We start from the raw sequence: 20,648 nt of genomic DNA, 5'->3' as shown, positions 1-20,648 counted from the left end.
ATTGATGACACGCCCTAGAATGATTATATACGAATGTTCTAAGGTTAAAAGATGAACCATGAAAGAGACCACCCCCGCCGCGATGCCCCCCTGCTTTGATAGATGGTGTCAAAGATTTGACGATATCTTTGGTCATCAAGCCCAAAAACGAGAGTTTAGAAACTATTTAGGCGGATTATTAGGAGAAAGTGAGCGCAAAAATCTTTCTCAAATGGCGGCAAACGCCGTAGGAGTAACCTATCACAAATTGCACCATTTTTTAACAGAAGCACCTTGGGAGGCTCAGGAACTCAATGAACGCCGCCTGATGGTGATGAATCAGTGTCACCTTTCCCAAGATTAGTCCAGGATTTAGCTTGATCATAGATGATACGGGACATAGGAAAAGTGGGAACTTAACATCGGGAGTGGGACGGCAATATATCGGGGAAATAGGCAAAACCGATAATGGAATCGTCGCGGTGACTAGCCATCTTTATGATGGCAAAAAGAGCTTACCCTTAGATATAGAATTGTATCAAAAAGCCGACTCATTGCCAAAAGGGAAAGCTGACCCACAATTCCAAAAAAAACCGTCCATAGCATTAGACTTAATTGACCGGAGTAGATCGAGAGGCTACCGACCGGCAATAGTCCTCATAGATGGGGGATATGGAAATAACAGCAGTTTTTTACAAGAGTTGGAGGTAAGGAAATTAAAGTATATCGGAGGTCTGGCAAAAAATCGGAAAGTAAGAGTAAAAAAAAGTGCGTTAGAAAAACCAGAAATTAGAGTAGATGAATTGGCAAAAAGCTTACCAAAAGAAGCTTTAAAGGAGATTCGGCTACAAGGAGAAAACCCGAGAAGCCTGTGGGTAGCCACAGTAGAAATTGAATTATCAAAGTACCCTGGTCCTAAAGTAATAGCGATCGTCATGAATGCTCCAACTTTTAGTGACGCCAGTGAAATTGATTATTTGATGACGAATGTGGAGTTATCTATAGCGACAGCCGAGTGGATAGTAAAAACCTATTCACAAAGAAATTGGATTGAAGTTTTCTATCGGGAAGCCAAGGGATGGTTGGGACTAAAAGAATATCAAGTCCGAGATAAACGCAGCCTGTACAGACATTTTATTTTGGTGTTTTGTGCTTATACTTTCATTTTGTGGCACAGATTAACCGGGGGATTAAGACGCCGGTGGGCAAACAAACCATTAAAGACCTTTACTGATGCCATCGAAGCGTTTAGAACTGCGATATCTTTTCGGTTTGTGGAGTGGTTGCAGCAGAATAAAGACGTATTTGCCGCTTATAAAGAGAGTTTAGGCTTTATTTGGGCTTAAAATTTGTTTAAGTCCCGTTAAGCCATCCAATTACAGGAATTTTGACTCGAAAATGGTCAATCTTGAGCGAACCATCAACAGTGAAGCTATCATCGCGTCCTTTTTTCTTAAACTTTGGCGGCTGCTTGATTTTCTTGAATGCTTGTTTCCAAGCTTCTGATAACTGTCTTAAAGCATATTGAGGAGAGCATTTACTGACTTCGTAATACCAGGAACGTGAAGGTTTAACCATTGCCACTAGCCATTTGTGAAGGTCAATAGCAGTCGGAAACTTGATTTTATCTTGAGGATTTTTTTGATTATGCTCAAGGATAGCTTGGGTGAGTCCTAGTCCCCAGTTCCAAGCATGACGAGCGACACCACAATGTTTTGCTAATTGTGTCCTTTGTTGATTGTTGAGCTTTAACTCAGTCTTAAATCCGATCAGAATTATTGAATATCTTTGACCAGGGTCATACCGTCAATTTTTTGAAGTCCTTTTTTCTGATAGTTTAAGCCACTCCCAAGGTTTTGAATTGTTTCGTACTGCCAATCATTAGCAGCGCTGAAAGCTGCTCAGACTTGTACTTGCCTAATCAATTCCTGTTTTTGGTCGTGTGCTGACACGCACTTGATATCAACCAGAAAAAATCTTCGTTGCCCTGAAGGTGAGCGCTCTGAACGAATTTTTTCCGAGTCTGCCCACCTTCTTAGTGTTTTGGTTGAGACACCTAACTATGATCGCTGCATCTCCAATACTGAGATGTCACTTCCGGTGTTTCTATATCGCTCTACCGATGTAGATTCCCCGACAATAATTACCCAATCCGAAAAGAATGTTAATAGTTGTCCACATATTTAATTACAGTTCCCAACCCTTCATCCCTTTAGGCTTGGCGCGAGTAGTATTCAACCACTAGCAGTTCATTAATTTGCAAGGCCACCCACTCCCGTTCGACCAGTCCGTTGACTTTGCCGGTCAATTTTTCTTTTTCAAATTCTAAATGGCTCGGCAAGTGAGCCAAACCGGGAGATTGCAGATTAGCTTTGACCATTTCTCGTGACTTTTCCCGGTCTCTAACCGCAATCACATCCCCTGGACGACAGCTATAGCTAGGAATATTCACCGCCCGACCATTCACCATAATATGACCATGATTGACCAATTGGCGAGCTGCAGGAATTGTCGGTGCCATACCTAGGCGAAAAACGGTGTTATCCAAACGCATTTCCAGCAGTTGCAGCAGCACCAAACCCGTAGAACCAGTCGCCCGACGAGCTCGACGCACATAGCGCAGCATTTGCTTTTCGCTTAAGCCATAGTTAAAGCGCAGTTTCTGCTTTTCTTCCAAGCGGATCGCGTATTCAGAGCGCTTCCGACGGGCTTGACCATGTTGGCCAGGGGGATAAGCACGCTTGGCACTTTTACGAGTTAAACCGGGCAGTTCTCCCAGACGACGAATGACTCTGAGACGAGCGCCTCTGTATCTTGACATATCTTATTGACTCCGTTGGTCTTAATTTTACCCAGACTCTCTATTATAAAACGGGAAAGTAAAATCAGCGATCAAAATTCACAAAATCAAAATTCAGAAAATCCTGATGTGGATCGATGTGGATCAAAGCATAGGGCAGAGGCAACTGAGTCGATGGCTGTTGACGCTTTATCTCTATCTATCTCCGTATCTATCTCCGTATCTATCTCGGTATCTATCTCGGTATCTATCTCCGTATCTCCGTTCATCAGTTTTTTCCGCCACAGCTTGCCTATAACCGGGCAATTCCGGGAAAAGCTACCTGTCAACTACCAACAATCACAGATTACAATTCATATATAAAGTTTTCTCAATTTTTGCAGGCTACTTATGAAACAAAAACCGACCAAAACTGCTGGGCATTACCCCGCTAGAGGAAAAATGATCGGCCTTAAGCATTTGGTGATTTCCGTTTTGCCAATGGCATTTTGCGTGATGCCATTGGCGAATCCAGCGATCGCGGCGAAAAATAAGTACGACCAATGTGCCGGTTCCCTGATGAACTTGAATCTCAGTCCCCAAGAGGTTGCTCGAAGCTGTAGCCAAAGTCTCGATCCGGAAAATTTGGCCAGTTGTGTGGTGGATATCGCCGGGGGTACGGATATTCTGGCGGTGGATGCTTTGGCCACTTGTAGGCTGGTGCGTCGTCCTTTAGAGTTGGCAACTTGTGTGGTCGATATTAGTAAAGTGGGTACGGCTGCGGATGCTCCGGCTATTTTAGACCACTGTCGTCGCAGCTTGTTGCCGGAGAATTTTTCTAAATGTGTTTCGGGTCTGGTGAATCAGACGGATTTGGGTACTACGGCTGCTTTGAGATATTGCATTGATGGCAGCGATCGCGATCGTAATTTGAATTTAAGCGAGCTGCCCACGGATTTCCGCCAATAAGCCCCCAGCAGCCCCCAAGGAGGGGCTGCCTAGGCGGAATGGGGCTGTTGACTGCGGTGAGGCGGCGATTTTGAGGCGGCGATTTTGTGATTAAAAAACCTAGCTAATTTTCACAATTCGCTAGGCTGTTAATAAAATTTAAATTCTGTATTTAATAGTCACATGATGTAACTTAAATTTAGCAAAATTTTCTGATCTTAGGATTCTATCGTCTCCCTTGAGTAATCCCGATAGGCTTAGTAAATTTTTGATTACAAAACTTTACACTCGCAAAAATTGCCCTCATTGAATCGAAGGATGGGTGGGGCGTGAACGAAGCTATCGCGTCAGCGAATCGCCAATGCGAACACTATCAAGCAGTTGCTCTTTAATCTTTGTGCCATAAGCTTTACGAATTTCGTTCTTGGTTAGCGACTGGGAACGCTGTTCATCCAATGTTTGAGTAGGATTTATATGATTTGGTCGGTTTCCCTTTGCCTTGGTTGTGGTCTGATGTTCTTTGAGCAAGCGGTTATAAGTTCGATAAGGAATGTAATGCAGAGGGTTGTATCCTCCAAAGCGCAAGATGAGAACGCAAGCCCAAGAATATTTGCCAGCTAAAATTGCTTCAACCACTTGTTCAAACTGGTCTAAAGTCATTACCTTGTCAAGTTTGCTTTCGGGATAAGAAATTTCGTAATGCATTTTGATTTCTCCTGATTTACAAGGCGGTGATTAGAGTGAGACTTTGAAAATTAAAGGTTTCAAGGTCTCATCTCTTACCTAAGTTGTGCAATGAGTATGTTAAAAATCGGCTGATAGCCAGGGGAAAAAGTGAGTATTTTATTAATTTTTGGGAGGCATTGGGAGGCATTGGGAGGCATTGGGAGGCAATTTGAGCAATGATTTGATTCGGTTAAAGCCCCTTTGCCAGCGGAACTGATCTAAGACCCCCCGGACAACGCTCAGACGATCTAGGAATTCACGGATTAACCGGGTGCGATCGCATCAGATTTGTCTATTTTTACAATAAGTAAGATTTCGCGTAAACGTAGGCAATCATCGTTAACTTTACCAAATCTTTAAACAACTTGGGTATTTTTCGGGGTTTTTACGGATTTTTTTAAAGATTTGGTAAAGTTAAACAACGTAACATTTGCGTATTTATACGGAAATGTTGACTTTCAGGAAATGAGATGTCCATCTTTGCTGGGGTTTTTCGATTGGGGAAAACCTTCCTCACCCCTACCATCTGAATTTGGGGGCAAAAACGCTCATTTTTTGGTTCGCCAACGCATCCAAAAACAATATAATAATGTCAGGAATAACCACGCCGATGTACGTACAGCAAAATCTAGCCGAGGCGATCGGTACATTCGATAAAGACTGTGTATTCACTTCAATAAATTCGTTGACATGAGGTTCAACAAAATTGCTATAGTAATTTTCCAGGACTTGTCGTTCTTTCCATTTATCTTGTTGAGTATCAGTATCCATAATTCACCTCTTATGGCTTTGATTTGTGCCTTTGAGGTGAATTGTTTCTTTGGGCTTTGCCCAATCCAAGTTGCCCAAACAAATCGCGAAACCTTTGATATAATTAGCGTTGAGGCTTGAATCAACCCACTGCCTTTGGGCGAACTCACCCAGACCAAGCAGCCGCAACTTTTACTGAAAATGTCAGAATGTCACGAAAATACGCTAAAAACGAAATTACCAGGGGCAATGTTCTAAGATTTGTTGATGGATTACTTGCCCTGGCTTATGGGGAGATTATTCTTGCAGAAGATAAGCTGGAGACTACATTCAAAATTGAATGGGTAGGAAAAGATGCGAATCATTTGTTCGTATCTGGCGAGACTTGGATTGTCACCAGCAAAAGAACTGGACGTAAAAAAAAGCGTGAATTCGGCACCACAAAAAATGATTTGTGGATCTTAATGAAAGAATATCGGCAGTATGAGACAGCCTTAAGGCTGCCGAAAAATCAAGATAATACTCCGGTAAATTACAATAATAAACAACCACAAGCCTTTCAGGATATTTTTAGTTGCTTGACAGACTTAGGAATATTTAAATATGACCAAAAGCATAAGAATAGACAAGAGTGCAAAATAAAGGATCGATCCCCCTAACCGATGGCGGAAAAGGGCGCCACTCGGCTTTTTATAATTTTGCCAGAGGTCTAATATAGATACCCATAGCCGTTATTGTAAATTTTATATACAGCTTGAGTATAGTCAGAGTAAAGCTACTAAAAATAAACAATTAGAAGTAATTAAGTGGTTATTAGATAAAAATTTGGGTGTTGAAGAATCTCCGTTATCAGATAAGACAAATTACCCATAAAACACCAGCGAACATCCTGACCAAAAGCTATATACAGCCTTACTTAAACTTGATTACAACATGAATATCCAGATATTAGAGAAGCCGGAGAATATTTTCCAAGCTATTTGAAAAAAAGGTAATTTAGCATCAGCTTGATAACCTAGGGTGGGCAATGCCCACCAGAAAAATGTTGGGTTTCTGGAAAGGTTGAAACATGATCGCCGATTTGGGGAACAACGCTTGCAACAAGTGGCAGGGTTATTGCTGGCTTATGTACGGCGGGATTTAAATCATCCTGATTTTTATTATCGAGATTTTGCCGAGTCCTAACTGGACTGGCCGCCGCTATATCAGAAATTAACCCGGTTTCATGGTAAATTATTAAAATTTAAAGCGTTATTTCCCCATGACCGCATTTTTCCCACAAAAAAACCGGGTTTTTGACTAAACCCGGTGGAGACAAAACGATTAACTTTGATCGAGTTTTAATACTGCCATGAAAGCTTCTTGGGGTACATCAACGGTACCGATCGCCTTCATGCGTTTTTTCCCTTTCGCTTGTTTTTGGAGTAATTTCTTCTTCCGGCTAATATCACCGCCATAACATTTGGCCAACACATCCTTACGCAACGCGGGAATATGTTCGCTGGCAATCACCCGACTGCCGATCGCCGCTTGAATAGGCACCTTAAACTGATGACGGGGAATTAATTCCTTCAGTTTTTCCACCAAAGAGCGACCGACATTATAAGCCTTATCGCGATGGACAATCATCGCCAAAGCATCCACCGGGTCATTATTAATCAAAATATCCATCCGCACCAGGGGATTTTCCCGATAGCCAATCAAATGGTATTCCATGCTGGCATAGCCGCGAGAGCGAGACTTCATCTGGTCGAAAAAGTCCGTCACCACTTCAGCCAAAGGCACCTCATAGATCAAAGCTGTCCGTCCTTGGGCGAGATATTTCATATCCTTAAATATGCCACGGCGATTTTGCCCCAGTTCCATCAAAGTGCCCACAAATTCCTCTGGAGTAATCATCTCCACCTGGACATAAGGCTCCTCGATTTTTTCCCGTTCTGTCGGTTCGGGCAAATGACTGGGATTATCCACTAGCACCACATCTCCCTGTACCGTCGTCACCCGGTAAACCACCGAAGGAGAAGTGGTAATTAAATCCAAATTATACTCGCGTTCCAAACGTTCTTGGACAATTTCCATGTGCAACAAGCCCAAGAAACCGCAACGGAACCCAAATCCCATGGCGCTAGAAGTTTCCGGTTCATAAGACAAGGCGGCATCATTCAGCCGGAGTTTTTCCAAGGCTTCCCGTAAATCGCCAAACTGATCGGCGTCTGTGGGAAATAAACCAGAAAACACCATTGGTTGGGCTTCTTTATAACCGGGCAACGGTTGGGCTGCGGGTTGTTTCGCCAAAGTAATCGTATCCCCAACTCGGGCATCTTGCACCGCTTTAATCGCCGCTGCGATATAGCCCACTTCCCCCGCATGGAGTTCGTCTACTTGTTTTTGATAAGGAGCGAGGACTCCGAGTTCGTCAATTTCATATTCCTTACCAGTGGCCATCAAGCGGATGCGATCGCCCTTTTTCACCGTCCCATCCATCACCCGGAAATAGACAATCACCCCGCGATAGGCATCGTAATAACTATCAAAAATCAGTGCCCGCAAGGGTTCCAACACCGTATCTGCGGGTGCGGGGACTAGATGGACAATCGACTCTAGAATTTCCGGTATGCCGATGCCTTCTTTCGCTGATGCCAAAATTGCACCACTACAATCTAAGCCAATAATCTGCTCGATTTCTTCCTTCACCCGGTCTGGTTCCGCCCCAGGCAGATCAATTTTATTTAAAACGGGGATAACTTCTAAATTGTGCTCCAAAGCCAGGTAAACATTTGCCAAGGTTTGCGCCTCGACTCCCTGGGAAGCATCGACCACCAACAAAGCCCCTTCACACGCGGCCAAACTGCGGGACACTTCATAAGAAAAATCCACATGCCCCGGAGTATCAATCAGATTCAACACATAATCTTGGCCATCACTGGCCTTATAATTCATCCGGGCGGCTTGCAGTTTAATCGTAATCCCGCGCTCCCGTTCTAAGTCCATGTTGTCAAGAAACTGTTGTTTCATCTGACGGTCATCGACGGTGCCGGTAATATGTAACAGGCGATCGGCCAGGGTAGACTTACCGTGGTCGATGTGAGCAATAATCGAAAAATTACGAATCCGAGAAACAGGAACGTCGGTCATGGGTTTGGCTGTGTTAGACAGATAAACAGTTAACGATCAATTCACTCAACAAGATGCCCGGATTCCCACCAACGGCATCCTCGGCGATCGAAATCGACAACTTAACATATTGTAAATATATATTGTAAATATATTGTAATCCTTTCCTGTAAACGCGGGCATTGTTCGTTTCCAGGGATAACCTGGGAACGAGAAGCGATGCGCTTTTAGTTTTTTGCCGTTGACAGGCGCCAGAAAACCGCCAATCAAGTCAGGGTATGGTTTTTTTCACCAAAGGCAGAAATATTTGAATATCTTCACAATAATTGCCCTAAACCCTTATTCTGCCGTCACCTGGCTTCACCCTTGAGGCCAAAATCATCGTACAATTAATTATTGATACGAGGCTTCAGCACTTAGCCAATCCTCTATTAAGTTTTTCAGTTGTTTTGGTGAATTTTTTGGATTTTTTATTATGGATGAACAGATCGTAGAGTATCGTAGATCCCCTCAGAAGGTAGAGTTGTCTGTGCATCTGGATTCTCAACTGGTCGAGCAAATCAACCACTTGACGAACGATCCGAGCAAGGTGATTGAAACGGCTCTACGACAGTGGCTTCGAGGTGAATTGAAACAAGATGATGATTTGACTCGTAACCTTTTGCGGAATCCACCTGTGCCGCCGAGAGGTGAGTGGAATGATTAAAAAATCATAACACAAAAAACATGGATGTATTCTCTATACATTCATGTTTTTTTATAATCGGCGATAATCGGCGATTATCGCCGTGAGATTTTTGTTCTATGGAGTGCGGAGAATAGTCTGGACGCCCCGCGCCCTGGTATGTATTTAAGCCTCGATCGCATCTATAACGGCTCTCAATTGGCTCGCTTAAAAAATAAATGCTTGGCGATATATTTTATTGTAATTTTAATATTATTTATCTGTAATAAAACTAGATGAAACTGTCGGCAATCCCGAAAATATATTACAGTAGAGTACCGAAACCGTCCGTCGAAAATCAGTTTAAAATAAGTAATTTCTCTGATGATGAGACGAAATCCGTCCCGTGAGTATGTGGATGCTGTCTGGAAGGGACTTTCCCAGAATTTAGTAACTATGTCCCAAGCTGTTTAGCAGACTCTTGGAATCTTTTTTTAAAGATTTGGTAAAGAATATCTCATCGGCGGGGAAAAGTTCAGGCAGATATGCAAAAATTTTAAGTAGATCCTCGGAGATAACGCCTCCCAGCCGGATCTCAGAATGTATTGATGCCCTGGTGAACCCCGACGGGGTATGCACTAAAGTTATCGCACATGAGAGCTACCCTCTCATGGATGTAATTTTAATGCCTAAATCTTCAATGTAGCTGATCCTATTATGAAAATTTTTGATCGGCATAATTGGTTTTTAGGATGTTTAATTCATTAAAGAATAAATAAATTAGCTGAGGCTATTTTGTGACAAATAAGCGGATAAAAATTGCAGTAAAGGGTAAGTTGAAATTGAAGAGTTGGGCAACTATCGAGATTCCTCTGCAAGAGGTAAAAATTTTGCTTTTGAAGGGTGAAAATGACAATGATTCAAGTGATGTACAATCAATATACGGAATTTCTACTTGAGGCGATCGCTCGACTTAGGTCAGTGCAAGAACTTGCCGAATTATATGAGAAAACCGCCGATACCCTAGCTTCGGTTCTCGGAGTTAGTAAGTGTTTGATTTTCGATCAACCATTCAGTCAATTTTCCAGGGTGGTTGCAGCTTATGACCCAGCGGCAACCTGTCAATCTTGGTTGGGAACAAGCGCGAGCGGATTTCATCATTTCTATGTTCAAGAAGCCCTGAAAATTTTTCAGCCAATCACGATCAAAAACCTGCCCGCTGATTATCCATTCCCCGCTTATTCGTTAATGGCGATCGTCACTCGCTATAATCAGCAACCGAATGCTTTAATTTATTTATATCAGTGCGATCGCCCTCGGTCTTGGACCCAAGCGGAACTGGAATTTGTGCAACAGTTCGCCGCACAAGTGGGCTATTATATCGCTCACTTGACCTTGAAACAAGAATTAGAAGCATCCCGAAAAAAACTTAAACAAGCCACCAGCACCATAGAAAATTTCTTACAGAATATTAGTGATAAACTTCGCAACCCACTCAACGCAATTATTGGCTCTCTTACATTAGTATTAGATGATGTATTTGAAGATCCAGAAGAACAGCGGGAATTTATTCAAGATGCTCACCATTCATCATTGAATCTCCTGAATATCATCAATGATTTATTACATTTTTCCTCCCTGCGACATAATCATATGTCCAAAGAATTGGGCAAACCTGTGAAATTAAGTAAACTGCTCAACGAAGTAGAGCGATTAACCCAACCGCGAGCCGATCATCAAAAATTATATTTAAATATCATTAAACCGGCAAATTTTGATGACATTATTTTATCGGCCAATGAATCTCGATTATTGCAAGTATTCTTAAATGTTGTAGGCAATGGGATTAAATTCACTCACTCTGGGGGTGTCACCATTAGTTGTGAAGTAATTAATGAGGCGTTTGTGGTGCAGGGACAAGAATATCCTGGATGGGTAGAAATTCGGGTGAATGATACGGGAATTGGCGTTCCTAGTGAATATCTCCCACGAGTTTTTGAGCCTTTTTTTCAAGTTCACGATCCACGCACCAGTCCTTATCCCGGTACGGGTTTAGGTTTATCTATCTCTAAAAAATTAATAGAAATGATGGGAGGAGAAATGCATTTTTACAGTATGGGGGAAGGGTTGGGTTCAACCACAATCTTTGCTGTACCACTTTATCAAACTCCGCTGAAAATTTATCGCGCTGCCTAGCGATCGCCTGATTGAGGTATGCTTAAATTGGTCGCCACAGAAAAATTTAATTAAATTTTTTAATTAAAAATTCGCCCGAATTCGACGCTGATATCTCGTAAGCGATCGCAGATTAATCAACGCAGATTAATCAACTCCTAAAAACCATTACCAATTAAAATAAATGAAGACCAGTAGTAGGGATGTTTGAATTGAGGGTTATGTTGAGGGTTATTATCTTCTGAGTTACTGTTGGTAATCAGGGATAACTGCGCTTGCCGCAAGGCTTCGGCTTTGGTGACGGTGCCGGTGCTAAATTGATGATAAAATTCCGTCATTAGCTCCTGTGTAGCGCGGTCATCTACACTCCACAGAGAGGCGATCGCTGCTTTAACTCCCGCTTTTTGCATTTGATAGCCAAAACCGAGAATTTCTTGACCATTGCCCAGGAATTCTCCCACCGCTGTTTGACAAGCACTTAAGACCATTAATTGCACATTGGGCAGTGACCAAGTTTCCAAATCTCTTAAAGTAATCCGACTGCCATCTCCTAATAAAATAAATGATTCTTCCGGTTGACCATCGATAAAAGCGGCATGAGTAGCCAAATGAACTATATTATATTGATTAAGCTCTTGGGGCAGGGTAGCTTTTAAGTTAAAATTATGGTTAAATAAGCTTCTGGTATTGGGAATTATTTTGGCAATATTCGCCACCTCTTCACCGGCAAATTCTAGCCCGGATAAATTTAACTGACTGCCTCCTAAATTAAATTGATAACTGCCTTGGGTAAAGGCAGCAGCAAACATCTTAATTTTTCCCATGACTTGCGGATCAAAGTTGGTTAAACTAGCGGCAGTAATGTTATTAACTCTAAACCTTTCGATTAACCAGCGATCGCCATCATAGAGGGCTGCCAAAGGAATATAACGTAACTGACCATCGGGGGCATAAATAATCGTATCTACTTTCAGTAAAGCCAGGTCATTTTCTATGGGTTTAATCAGCCAATCATAGAGTTGCTTACCTGATTGATTAGCCAAGTTAATTCTGCGTCTTTGGAGCGGACTGGTTAAAGACACCAGAAAATTTTTGATTCCCTGTTCTAGTTCTGTCTGAGTCACGGGAACTGAACGATGAATTGGGGGATAGTCTGGAATCACTAAGACCAATTCTAGGCGATCGCTCAATACTAAAGGATACAAGATCGCCGCCGTTTTTGAGACGTTGCCCAAGCGCTGCTGTAGGCTATTAAAATTTTGAATATCCAGACTTTCTCCCTGAGTAATTCGGTTAACCTGAGAAATCCGATTTATTAAAGCTGGACTCTGAATAAACTGAGTAAACTGCTCCACAATTCGCCGGTCTTTCTGGACAAAATTAAACAGGTCTTGTTCCTGGGGTAATAACTCAATTCCCTCAGCGGTTTCGGCATTTCCCGGAACATTATGCAGATAGTTATCTAATTCTTGAATTTTCAGTAAATCGAGAACTCTTTGCGCTTCTCTAATCCTTCCCTTTTGCAGTAAAAGATCCGCCAGGGTGCGATAAGTGTTACTGATAGTTTCGCTATAAGCTCGCTGTTGTTCCAGAGATAGAGTTTGTAAATCTTGGCGAATTTCTTCGGTAATATTCACCGATTGTTTATAAAAAATAATGGCTAACTCAATTTGGTTTTCCTGCAACAGCAAGTCCCCTAAGTTACTTAAGGTAATCCGAGAACTGCGGCGATCGCTAATTGCCTGATGTATCCGTAAAGCCGAAAAATAATATTTTCTCGCTTGCTGAAAATCTCCTAAATTTTTATAGGTAGTGCCTAAACTATCTAGGGTACGGGCTTCACTTGCTTGATTGTCAATTTCTTGGTAAATATTTAAAGCTTGATTCAGCAGTTCTAAAGCTTGGGCATATTCACCCATGTCATTATAAAGTAAACCAAGATTATTTAAAGTTTGACCAATTCCCTGGCGATCGCCAATTTCCCGCCGCCAAGCCAACGCTTGTTGATAAAAATCTAGGGCTGGTTGATATTCCTGTTTAAAATAATAGACTAACCCGATATTATTGAGGGTTTCCCCCTGACCCAATCGGTCATTAATTTTTTGCCGCATAGCCAGAGTTTTTTGATAAAATTCTAAGGCTAAATCATATTGGCCTAAATGATGATGAATTAGCCCGATATTATTTAATACGGCGGCAATTTCGCTCGGCTGTTCCAGGAATTGAAAAATTTCTAACGCTTGCTGATAAAACTTGACAGCTTGACCGTATTTCCCTTGATATTGGTATAGGGAAGCAATATTATTTAAAGTCCGGCTAACTCCTAGGCGATCGCCTAACTCCTCACGAATGGCGATCGCTGCTTGAAAAACTTCTATCGCGGTATCATATTGTCCCATTTGAAAATAAATCCCCCCAATACTGTTCAGACTACTACCAATTCCCGATCGATCTTGAAGACTTTCGCGAATCCTTAAAGCTGCTTGATAAAAATTTAACGCTGCCTCATAGTTAGCGAGTTTATTATAAACCCCTCCAATTCTATGCAGAGTTGCCGCTTCCCCAGTTAAATCGCCAATTTCTCGCCGCTGTTTTAACACTTCTTGATAAATCTCTAACGCTTCAGAATAGCGGCCATTCCGATACTCATACAAGCCCATTTGTTCTTGGCGATTTATTGACTCTCTTTCCTCTCTTTTGTCTAAATTAAATTTGGTAAATTCCTCATAATATTGAATTTTTGCTATAGCAAATAATGGTTTTTGCAACAGACAAAAATCAACAGTCAACAGGCAACAAGCCGCAGGCAATAAACGTTTCATCGAATCCTCACAACTGTGCTAAATTAACTTGGCTTAGGGGCAGAAACCTAAAGGCGCAAATAAAATTATGCGGGGGGCAAAGGATCAGCAAATAACCAACAACCAAAGAATCCCTACCCAAAGAATCCCTACCCAACAACCACCAATCACATTAATTATTGACTGGGATTTTTGGGTAAATTTGGTGGGGGGATAATGTTAGCTTCGGCATCCTCGTCAAATAAAATAGTTACCGATCCTTCGGTACTTTCTTTTAAACAATCAATCGGTTCATCATCGGGTTGCCACAGTTCCGCGCCGAATTCCGTATTACAGTAAACTTCATATTCAGCATTAAAAGTCGCTTGATTACTAATTTTATCCGCAATCTGTAAAACCTCCCAATAGGTATCTAAAGCCTCTTCTTTTCTGCCCAATTTTTCATAAACCCTCCCCAGATTAAACAGCACATATCCTTCGCCTCGGACATCGCGAATTTCTTGATAGATTTGCAAGGCTTGCTCAAACGAGGCTAAAGCTGCCGACCATTCGCTATTTTGATAATGTGCGATTCCTTCTTTATTTACCCTAATAGCGGTTTCGGCTTCCGTCTGGCTGTTTGACTGAGCAATTGCCGGGGCGATTCGCGATCTGGATCCGCCAGGGGCGATCGCCCATTCATTCCTACCGCCAGCAATGGACAATAAATCAAGCTGCTGTACCGTAAATCCGGGAAACAATCCAGCAAACAATTCGGCAAACAATCCGGCAAAATTTAGCGCCAGTACCACACTAAAAATTCTAATAGATTTAGAAATATACATCATCACATTCTCCTCAATTAAAAAGAAATATGCTCCTACTTTAAATTGTATCCCTTGAACCAAAAAAACATCATCAGACAATTCTCACCCTAATCCGTTGCCCCATCCATTAACCCATCCGTTGCCCATCCGTTGCCAATCCGTTGCCCATCCGTTGCCAATCCGCTGCCAATCAATTAACCCATCCGTTGCCCATCCGTTGCCAATCCGCTGCCAATGCTCACCCTAATCAAGCATCTGTCCGTGCTACTCACAGAGATTTCTGCGCCAATAAGCTCTGCCAATAGTTTCAAGCGTTTGCTCAAACTGGCTGACTCTCCCCAGGGAAGCCGCTTCTACTGCATAACCTGTTCAGATGATTTTGTGTTTACAGATACAGAAAAAAAGCTAATCGGGAAAATAATCAATGGGGAGCAAATATTATTATAATTTTAACATGAGTTATTTTTTAAACCGTGAACAGCGCCAAAATACTTCCCATATCAATGTTAACTCCTTTAGATCGCGATCGAATGTATTGCTTACTTGCTACTCATTTTGATGGCGTAGATTTGGCAACATTTGAAGCTGACCTCAACCAAAAAAACTGGGTTCTTCTTATGGAAAAAAATAGCCAGATGCAAGGATTTTCAACTCTGCTCATTTACCAGATGGAGTTTGCCCGAGAAAAGATCAATGTTGTTTACTCTGGCGATACTATCGTCGCTCCCAGTGCTTGGTCAAGTTCGATTTTGTCTTCAGCTTGGATCGCCTCAGTCAAACAACTACGCCAAAATTATTCCAAGGGAAAACTTTACTGGTTACTGATTTCTTCGGGATATCGAACCTATCGCTTTTTGCCGACATTTTGGCAAGAATTTTATCCCCGATACGATGCCGAAACTCCAGAAGCAACCAAGCAATTAATGGAATTTATCGCTCAGGATCGCTTTGGTGAATGTTATGACTCAAAGAATGGCATTGTCCGCTTTCCTAAGCCCCAGTCATTGGGAGAAAAACTGCGAGGGATTCCCGAAAATAGGCTGTCAGATCCCCACGTTCGTTTTTTCAATGACCGGAACCCTCACCACCACCAAGGAGATGAATTAGTTTGCCTGACGGAAATTTCTGAAGACAATCTTACCCCAGCCGGTCGGCGGATGTGGTTTACCAATTCTATTTCCTTAACTTTATTTGGCGATCAATAAGCATCAAAAACCGGCTTATTTTCGGCAGAGAAAACCTACCAATTAAGCATTTTTAATCCACAGGGTACTATGCTCAACTCTTACTGGTATATTGCTTGTCAATCACAAGAACTTGGCAAAAAACCATTGGGTACAACTATTTTACAGCAACCCATCGTTTTATTTCGCACCGCTGACAATAAAGCGATCGCCCTAGAAGATCGCTGTAGCCATAGAAATGCCCCCCTTTCTCAAGGAAAAATTATTGAAAATAACTTACAATGTCCCTATCACGGTTGGCGCTATGCACCAGATGGCCAAGTCATAGATATTCCTGCCTTTCCAGAAACTCTCCCCATTCCCTCTCATCTCTGCGTCAAACATTACTGCTGCATTGAACAAGATGGATTTGTGTGGGTTTGCCTGTCAGAAAAACCAGCCCAAGATCGCCCTCTAGATTTTCCTTTTTTATCGCAACCGGGCTGGACAAATTTTCGCATGAAAACTCGCTTTAAAGCTGCGGTAGAGACCTGTTTAGAAAATTTTTTAGATTGCCCCCATGCGACTTATGTTCACCGTTTTTGGTTTCGTTCTCCTCAAGGGAAAACTATCAAAGCGCTGGTGAAAACTTTGCCCGATGGGGCGGTTGCCGAATACTTTGAAGAACCCCGCGAAGATGGTTTAGTCTGGTGGCTGCTGACAAGACAAAAAAGTCAGATGAAACATACCGATCGCTTTATTGCCCCAGCCACCAGTCGCGTCGATTACATCTTTAACGATTCCCGACATTATATAATCACTTCATCTTGTACGCCGATTAGCGATGTAGAAACAGAAGTTTATACGGTGATATCGTTTAAATTCCCGGTGATTGGCTGGTTAATTCGGCTGCTTTTTGAACCGTTGTCTCGCCTGATTATTGCCCAAGATGTGAAAATTTTAAACCTCCAGCAAGCCAATATTAAACGTTTTGGCAAAGCGAACTATAAATTCATGTCAACTGATTTACTTGCCCATTATATTATCAAGTGGCGGCAAGGGATTAAACAGGAGTCTGAGTTACCACCAGCAGGTTTAGAACATTTCGTTGATATCCGCCTATAACTATCCTATAACTATCATTTTCAACTATCATTGTTAACTGTCATTGTCTCATTTTTATTTCCCTGGACTATACCATGCAAAATTCTGTTCAAATCGCACCACCTACCTCGGCTTTAAAATTAGCGTATTGGTTAATTGTGGCTAGTTTAATCGCTACTGGTTGTGCCTTTTATTATTGGCAAAATTCAGGACAAGCAATCGGAGGATCCATAGCCCTGCCCAAGCTATTTTGGTTAGCTTATGCCTTATGGTTTTGGTATTTCTTGCCCCTGTTAATAGTCGCCGACCAGCGCATTTGCCCGAAAATCAGGCAAAATTACTGGATATTTTGGGTCAATATGGCCTTGCGGGCGATCGCCGAGTTGTGGATGATGTATATCAGCAAAACTTGGCATCCCTATTGGGGGATTAGTCACGATATTTTTAGCGCTATCCTGATTGGGATATTAGGACTAAAGGTAGATTCCAATATGCCTTTAGATCGTCAGGTAAGATTCAATTTTAAAATCATGGGGGTGATGTTTTTGTTAGAAACACTTTTTGCTACCTATATGCTCCTGCGGGTGGCTTCCACCGATGGCAGCCCAGTTTACTTTGTCCCAGGAAGTTCACAACATTTAGTGATTATGGCAATTACTTGGACAGCAGTGATTATTTTAAGCATTCAACAAATCTTATTTTACCAAAAATGGGCTGAAAAATCACCATAAAAATCATCGGCTATCGGGATTACGCCGACGGCAGCCAGAAGCCCGGTTTATCAGTAAATTTTTCCCTTTTGCTGCCAAATTTTTTTCGATCGACCGGGTTTCTGACGCCTAAACAGAGAAAATTTCCTCAACATTAAACAATTAATTGGCAACCGGAGAAATCAGATTGTGTATCCTTGGGCATTGATGCAAAATACCGTTAGCCCTTATCTGCAAGAATATTTGGCAGCATTGCCAAATAGTTGCACCGTGCAACAACAACGGCTAAAAGAGATTGTATTAGGGAACAGTGAAAGTATTTTTGGTCAAAAATTTAAGTTTTCAGCCATTCGCAGTTATCGGGAATATTGCGATTTAGTTCCCGTGCAAACTTATGAAGATTTAGCACCCTATATTCAAAAAATAGCCGAGGGAGAAAACCGCGTGCTGACTTCCGATCCAGTGGTAGCTTTTGAAATCACCGGAGGCAGCACAGGAGGAGCCAAATTAATTCCTTATACTGAGGCTGGTTTAACTGCTTTTCGGCAGGCAATATTTCCCTGGTTAGCAGACTTGTTGCAACACCGTCCGGGAATTAAAAAAGGGCGGACTTATTGGGCAATTAGTCCGGCAATGCGCCATATTACCAAAACAGCGGGCGGAATTCCTGTGGGGATGCCCAATGATGCGGCTTATTTTGGCGATTCTGTGGCCGCTTACCTGGTTCAAGTGTTAGCAGTCCCCACTGATTTCGGCTTGATTTCTGATTTGGATGAATGGCGTTACTTAACCGCATTATTTTTATTGGCGGCGGAAGACTTAACCTTAATTTCGGTTTGGAGTCCCACCTTTTTGTTGCAGATTATTGAAGAGATCAAAAATCATCGCGATCGCCTAATTGATGATATTGCCAGAGGCACGGGGAGTTTGCCACCGCAGCCGGTGAGAGCAAAGTTACTCAAACTCGCTCTTTCTAAATCTCAGCCCGACACCGAGCAAATTTGGCCGCACCTAGATACGATTAGCTGTTGGAAAGATGCCGCTGCTCAAGCATTTATCCCGCAACTGCAAACCGTTTTTCCCCAGGCTTGGATTCAGGGCAAAGGGTTGCTGGCCACTGAGGGGGTTGTGACATTTCCCCTCACGGATTGTTCCCACCCTATTTTAGCCATAAACAGTAATTTTTATGAATTTATCGACGAGCGCAACAATCCCTATTTAAGCCATGAATTAAACACAGGTCATAGCTACAAAGTTGCGCTCACAACACCTTCAGGACTCTACCGTTACGACACAGGCGATCGCATCATCGTGCGGGGCTGGCATCAGCAAACACCGCTATTAGAATTTGTCGGACGGACTGGGTTAGTCAGCGACTTATGTGGAGAAAAGCTGACAGAAGAATTTGTGCTAAATCAGTTAAAAAATATGCCCGGTTTTGCCATGTTAGCTCCATCCCTAGAACTCAAACCCCATTATGCTTTATTTCTGGATAAAAAAGACTGCGATCAGGCAACCGCAATCTCTATCAGTCAGAAATTAGATCGCGCCTTCAGAAGTAACCCTCAATACCAATATGCTCGCGACTTGGGGCAGTTGGGTGCAATTACCGCTTATCGAGTCAAAAATCCCTTAGAGAAATATCTTAATTATGCCTTAAAACAAGGGCAAAGACTGGGAGATATTAAGCCACCAGCTTTAAGGGGAGAAACCGGTTGGGAACAAAGATTTGAAGTATTTTAATTAGGGGAGTTAGCATCAGATGAGTCAATTTGAATTTGGTCTAGCGACCTTAGAAGATGAACCTCAACTCCGGGAGCGGATGGCAGAAAATTGGATGCAGGGCAATATCTCTGTCAGTTTCCGAAGAGAACCGAATTATTTTGCCGGTTGCCAAGTACAAGGATCATCTTTTCAAGTGATAAAATGCCAGGAAAAATCAACCGGAAAAATAATCAGCTTAGGCAGCCGATTAATCAAACCGTCTTGGATTAACGGGCGGCTGCAAAAAATCGGATATTTGGCTGATTTGCGCCTCCATCAAGACTATCGCAATGGGACGATTTTAGCGCGAGGATATCGCTTTTTGCGTCAGCTACATAAAGCTGCCCCAGTTCCCCTATATTATTCCCTGATTCTTGATGGCAATCGGGCTGCTTTAAACAATTTAATTGGCGGCAGAGCCGGTTTGCCCCAATATCAAGATATGGGTTTAATTCTGACCCCAGCCATTCATTTAGATTTGCCCAAACCAGAAATTAAAGTTACTGGGGTTAATTTTACCCGGGCAAAGAATCACCAACTTGCGGATATTTTAAGGTTTGTACAGCAATGCCATGCTCAAAAGCAATTTGCTCCTTACTATTCCCTGGAAGATTTTCACAGTTCTCGGTTACGGGGGCTAACAGCAGAAGATTTTTACCTAGCCATTAAAGATCACCGAATTGTCGGTGTAGTAGCCGCTTGGAATCAGCGTAGTTTTCGGCAAACCTATATCGAAGCCTACAGCCGTAAAATGGCAATCATTCGCCCATGTTATAATTTATTAGCGCAGCTTACACCCCTGAAGCCCCTGCCGCACCCAGGTGCGGAAATACCTTATTTTTATTTGGCATTTGTGGCCATAGAAGATCACAACCCAGAGATTTTTCGCGGCTTGCTGCGGATGTTATACTGTGACCGGGCGAAGAGTGAAAGTCATTATTTTATCGCGGGCTTGCACGAGAGTGATCCCCTCGGCTCAATTCTGGGGGAATATCGCAGAATTGAAGCGGCTGGCCGATTGTTTGTAATTTATTATTCAGATGGTGAATCTTGGTTTAATCAGCTAGATGGTAGAGTTCCTTATGTGGAGATTGGCACGGTGTGATTTACTGTTCTTCATAATTGCTATAAGAGCAAATTTTTTGTTTTACAGTCATAGAGAAAT

The 20,648-nt window shown here is 42.4% G+C and carries 17 protein-coding genes and 3 pseudogenes; 11 read left to right on the top strand and 9 right to left on the bottom strand.

Annotated elements, in window-relative coordinates:
* Positions 1 to 58 precede the first annotated feature (58 nt).
* Positions 59 to 1,325, top strand: a pseudogene (locus AM228_RS01220) (IS701 family transposase).
* A gap of 7 nt (positions 1,326 to 1,332) precedes the next feature.
* On the opposite strand, the gene AM228_RS34780 reads toward AM228_RS01220, so the two are convergent.
* From AM228_RS34780 to rpsD, 4 genes and pseudogenes are all read right to left on the bottom strand, one after another.
* Positions 1,333 to 1,557, bottom strand: a complete 225-nt coding sequence (locus AM228_RS34780; RefSeq protein ID WP_231636526.1) for a hypothetical protein — start codon at positions 1,555 to 1,557, stop codon at positions 1,333 to 1,335.
* A gap of 72 nt (positions 1,558 to 1,629) precedes the next feature.
* Positions 1,630 to 1,749: pseudogene (locus AM228_RS36630) on the bottom strand (helix-turn-helix domain-containing protein); the annotation flags it as partial.
* A 131-nt stretch (positions 1,750 to 1,880) separates the two neighbouring features.
* A pseudogene (locus AM228_RS36560) lies at positions 1,881 to 2,027 on the bottom strand (IS607 family transposase); the annotation flags it as partial.
* A 164-nt stretch (positions 2,028 to 2,191) separates the two neighbouring features.
* Positions 2,192 to 2,800, bottom strand: a complete 609-nt coding sequence (gene rpsD, locus AM228_RS01210; RefSeq protein ID WP_054464255.1) for a 30S ribosomal protein S4 — start codon at positions 2,798 to 2,800, stop codon at positions 2,192 to 2,194.
* Positions 2,801 to 3,169: 369 nt separating this feature from the next.
* On the opposite strand from rpsD, the gene AM228_RS01205 reads away from it, so the two are divergent.
* Entirely contained in the window at positions 3,170 to 3,727 is a 558-nt protein-coding gene (locus tag AM228_RS01205; RefSeq protein WP_054464254.1) for a hypothetical protein, read from the top strand.
* A 318-nt stretch (positions 3,728 to 4,045) separates the two neighbouring features.
* On the opposite strand, the gene AM228_RS01200 is transcribed toward AM228_RS01205, so the two are convergent.
* Positions 4,046 to 4,411, bottom strand: coding sequence for a HetP family heterocyst commitment protein (locus tag AM228_RS01200; RefSeq protein ID WP_054464253.1), 366 nt, complete (start codon positions 4,409 to 4,411; stop codon positions 4,046 to 4,048).
* Between the two features lie 540 nt (positions 4,412 to 4,951).
* Complete coding sequence (locus AM228_RS01195) at positions 4,952 to 5,203, bottom strand: hypothetical protein (protein WP_054464252.1); 252 nt, start codon at positions 5,201 to 5,203, stop codon at positions 4,952 to 4,954.
* Positions 5,204 to 5,319: 116 nt separating this feature from the next.
* On the opposite strand from AM228_RS01195, the gene AM228_RS01190 reads away from it, so the two are divergent.
* Together AM228_RS01190 and AM228_RS33885 are read left to right on the top strand one after the other, a co-directional pair.
* Positions 5,320 to 5,841 carry a hypothetical protein gene (locus tag AM228_RS01190; RefSeq protein WP_156331448.1) on the top strand — a complete coding sequence of 174 codons (522 nt, stop codon included), beginning with the start codon at positions 5,320 to 5,322 and terminating at the stop codon, positions 5,839 to 5,841.
* A gap of 361 nt (positions 5,842 to 6,202) precedes the next feature.
* On the top strand, positions 6,203 to 6,367 hold the full coding sequence (locus tag AM228_RS33885) for a hypothetical protein (RefSeq protein ID WP_197285187.1): 165 nt from the start codon (positions 6,203 to 6,205) through the stop codon (positions 6,365 to 6,367).
* Between the two features lie 138 nt (positions 6,368 to 6,505).
* Here the strand turns inward: AM228_RS33885 and lepA are convergent, their stop codons facing one another.
* On the bottom strand, positions 6,506 to 8,317 hold the full coding sequence (gene lepA, locus AM228_RS01185; protein WP_054464250.1) for a translation elongation factor 4: 1,812 nt from the start codon (positions 8,315 to 8,317) through the stop codon (positions 6,506 to 6,508).
* Between the two features lie 454 nt (positions 8,318 to 8,771).
* Between lepA and AM228_RS01180 the strand changes: the two genes are divergently transcribed.
* Both AM228_RS01180 and AM228_RS01175 read left to right on the top strand, forming a co-directional pair.
* Positions 8,772 to 9,002: a type II toxin-antitoxin system CcdA family antitoxin gene (locus AM228_RS01180; RefSeq protein WP_054464249.1), complete on the top strand. Its 231-nt coding sequence runs from the start codon at positions 8,772 to 8,774 to the stop codon at positions 9,000 to 9,002.
* Between the two features lie 867 nt (positions 9,003 to 9,869).
* Complete coding sequence (locus tag AM228_RS01175; RefSeq protein ID WP_082348693.1) at positions 9,870 to 11,156, top strand: GAF domain-containing sensor histidine kinase; 1,287 nt, start codon at positions 9,870 to 9,872, stop codon at positions 11,154 to 11,156.
* A 137-nt stretch (positions 11,157 to 11,293) separates the two neighbouring features.
* On the opposite strand, the gene AM228_RS01170 is transcribed toward AM228_RS01175, so the two are convergent.
* Together AM228_RS01170 and AM228_RS01165 are read right to left on the bottom strand one after the other, a co-directional pair.
* Complete coding sequence (locus AM228_RS01170) at positions 11,294 to 13,957, bottom strand: tetratricopeptide repeat protein (protein WP_054464247.1); 2,664 nt, start codon at positions 13,955 to 13,957, stop codon at positions 11,294 to 11,296.
* A 155-nt stretch (positions 13,958 to 14,112) separates the two neighbouring features.
* A complete protein-coding gene (locus tag AM228_RS01165; protein ID WP_156331447.1) occupies positions 14,113 to 14,763 on the bottom strand; it encodes a tetratricopeptide repeat protein in 651 nt (216 codons plus the stop codon).
* A gap of 482 nt (positions 14,764 to 15,245) precedes the next feature.
* Here AM228_RS01165 and AM228_RS01160 point away from each other — a divergent pair, with 482 nt between their 5' ends.
* The 5 genes from AM228_RS01160 (at position 15,246) to AM228_RS01140 (ending at position 20,588) form a co-directional block, all read left to right on the top strand.
* Entirely contained in the window at positions 15,246 to 15,947 is a 702-nt protein-coding gene (locus AM228_RS01160; protein ID WP_054464245.1) for a hypothetical protein, read from the top strand.
* Positions 15,948 to 16,016: 69 nt separating this feature from the next.
* Positions 16,017 to 17,030 (top strand): aromatic ring-hydroxylating dioxygenase subunit alpha, encoded by a 1,014-nt coding sequence (locus AM228_RS01155; protein ID WP_054464244.1) that lies wholly within the window; start codon positions 16,017 to 16,019, stop codon positions 17,028 to 17,030.
* Between the two features lie 74 nt (positions 17,031 to 17,104).
* A complete protein-coding gene (locus AM228_RS01150) occupies positions 17,105 to 17,740 on the top strand; it encodes a hypothetical protein (RefSeq protein ID WP_054464243.1) in 636 nt (211 codons plus the stop codon).
* A gap of 168 nt (positions 17,741 to 17,908) precedes the next feature.
* Positions 17,909 to 19,462 carry a GH3 auxin-responsive promoter family protein gene (locus AM228_RS01145; protein ID WP_156331446.1) on the top strand — a complete coding sequence of 518 codons (1,554 nt, stop codon included), beginning with the start codon at positions 17,909 to 17,911 and terminating at the stop codon, positions 19,460 to 19,462.
* A 19-nt stretch (positions 19,463 to 19,481) separates the two neighbouring features.
* Positions 19,482 to 20,588, top strand: a complete 1,107-nt coding sequence (locus tag AM228_RS01140) for a hypothetical protein (protein WP_054464241.1) — start codon at positions 19,482 to 19,484, stop codon at positions 20,586 to 20,588.
* The last annotated feature ends 60 nt before the right edge of the window (positions 20,589 to 20,648 follow it).

The sequence above is a fragment of the Planktothricoides sp. SR001 genome, from assembly GCF_001276715.1.
GTDB classification, from domain to species: Bacteria; Cyanobacteriota; Cyanobacteriia; order Cyanobacteriales; family Laspinemataceae; genus Planktothricoides; species Planktothricoides raciborskii.
The sequence above is the reverse complement of the archived record's forward strand: the minus strand, read 5'-3'. Positions and strand labels throughout refer to the sequence as shown.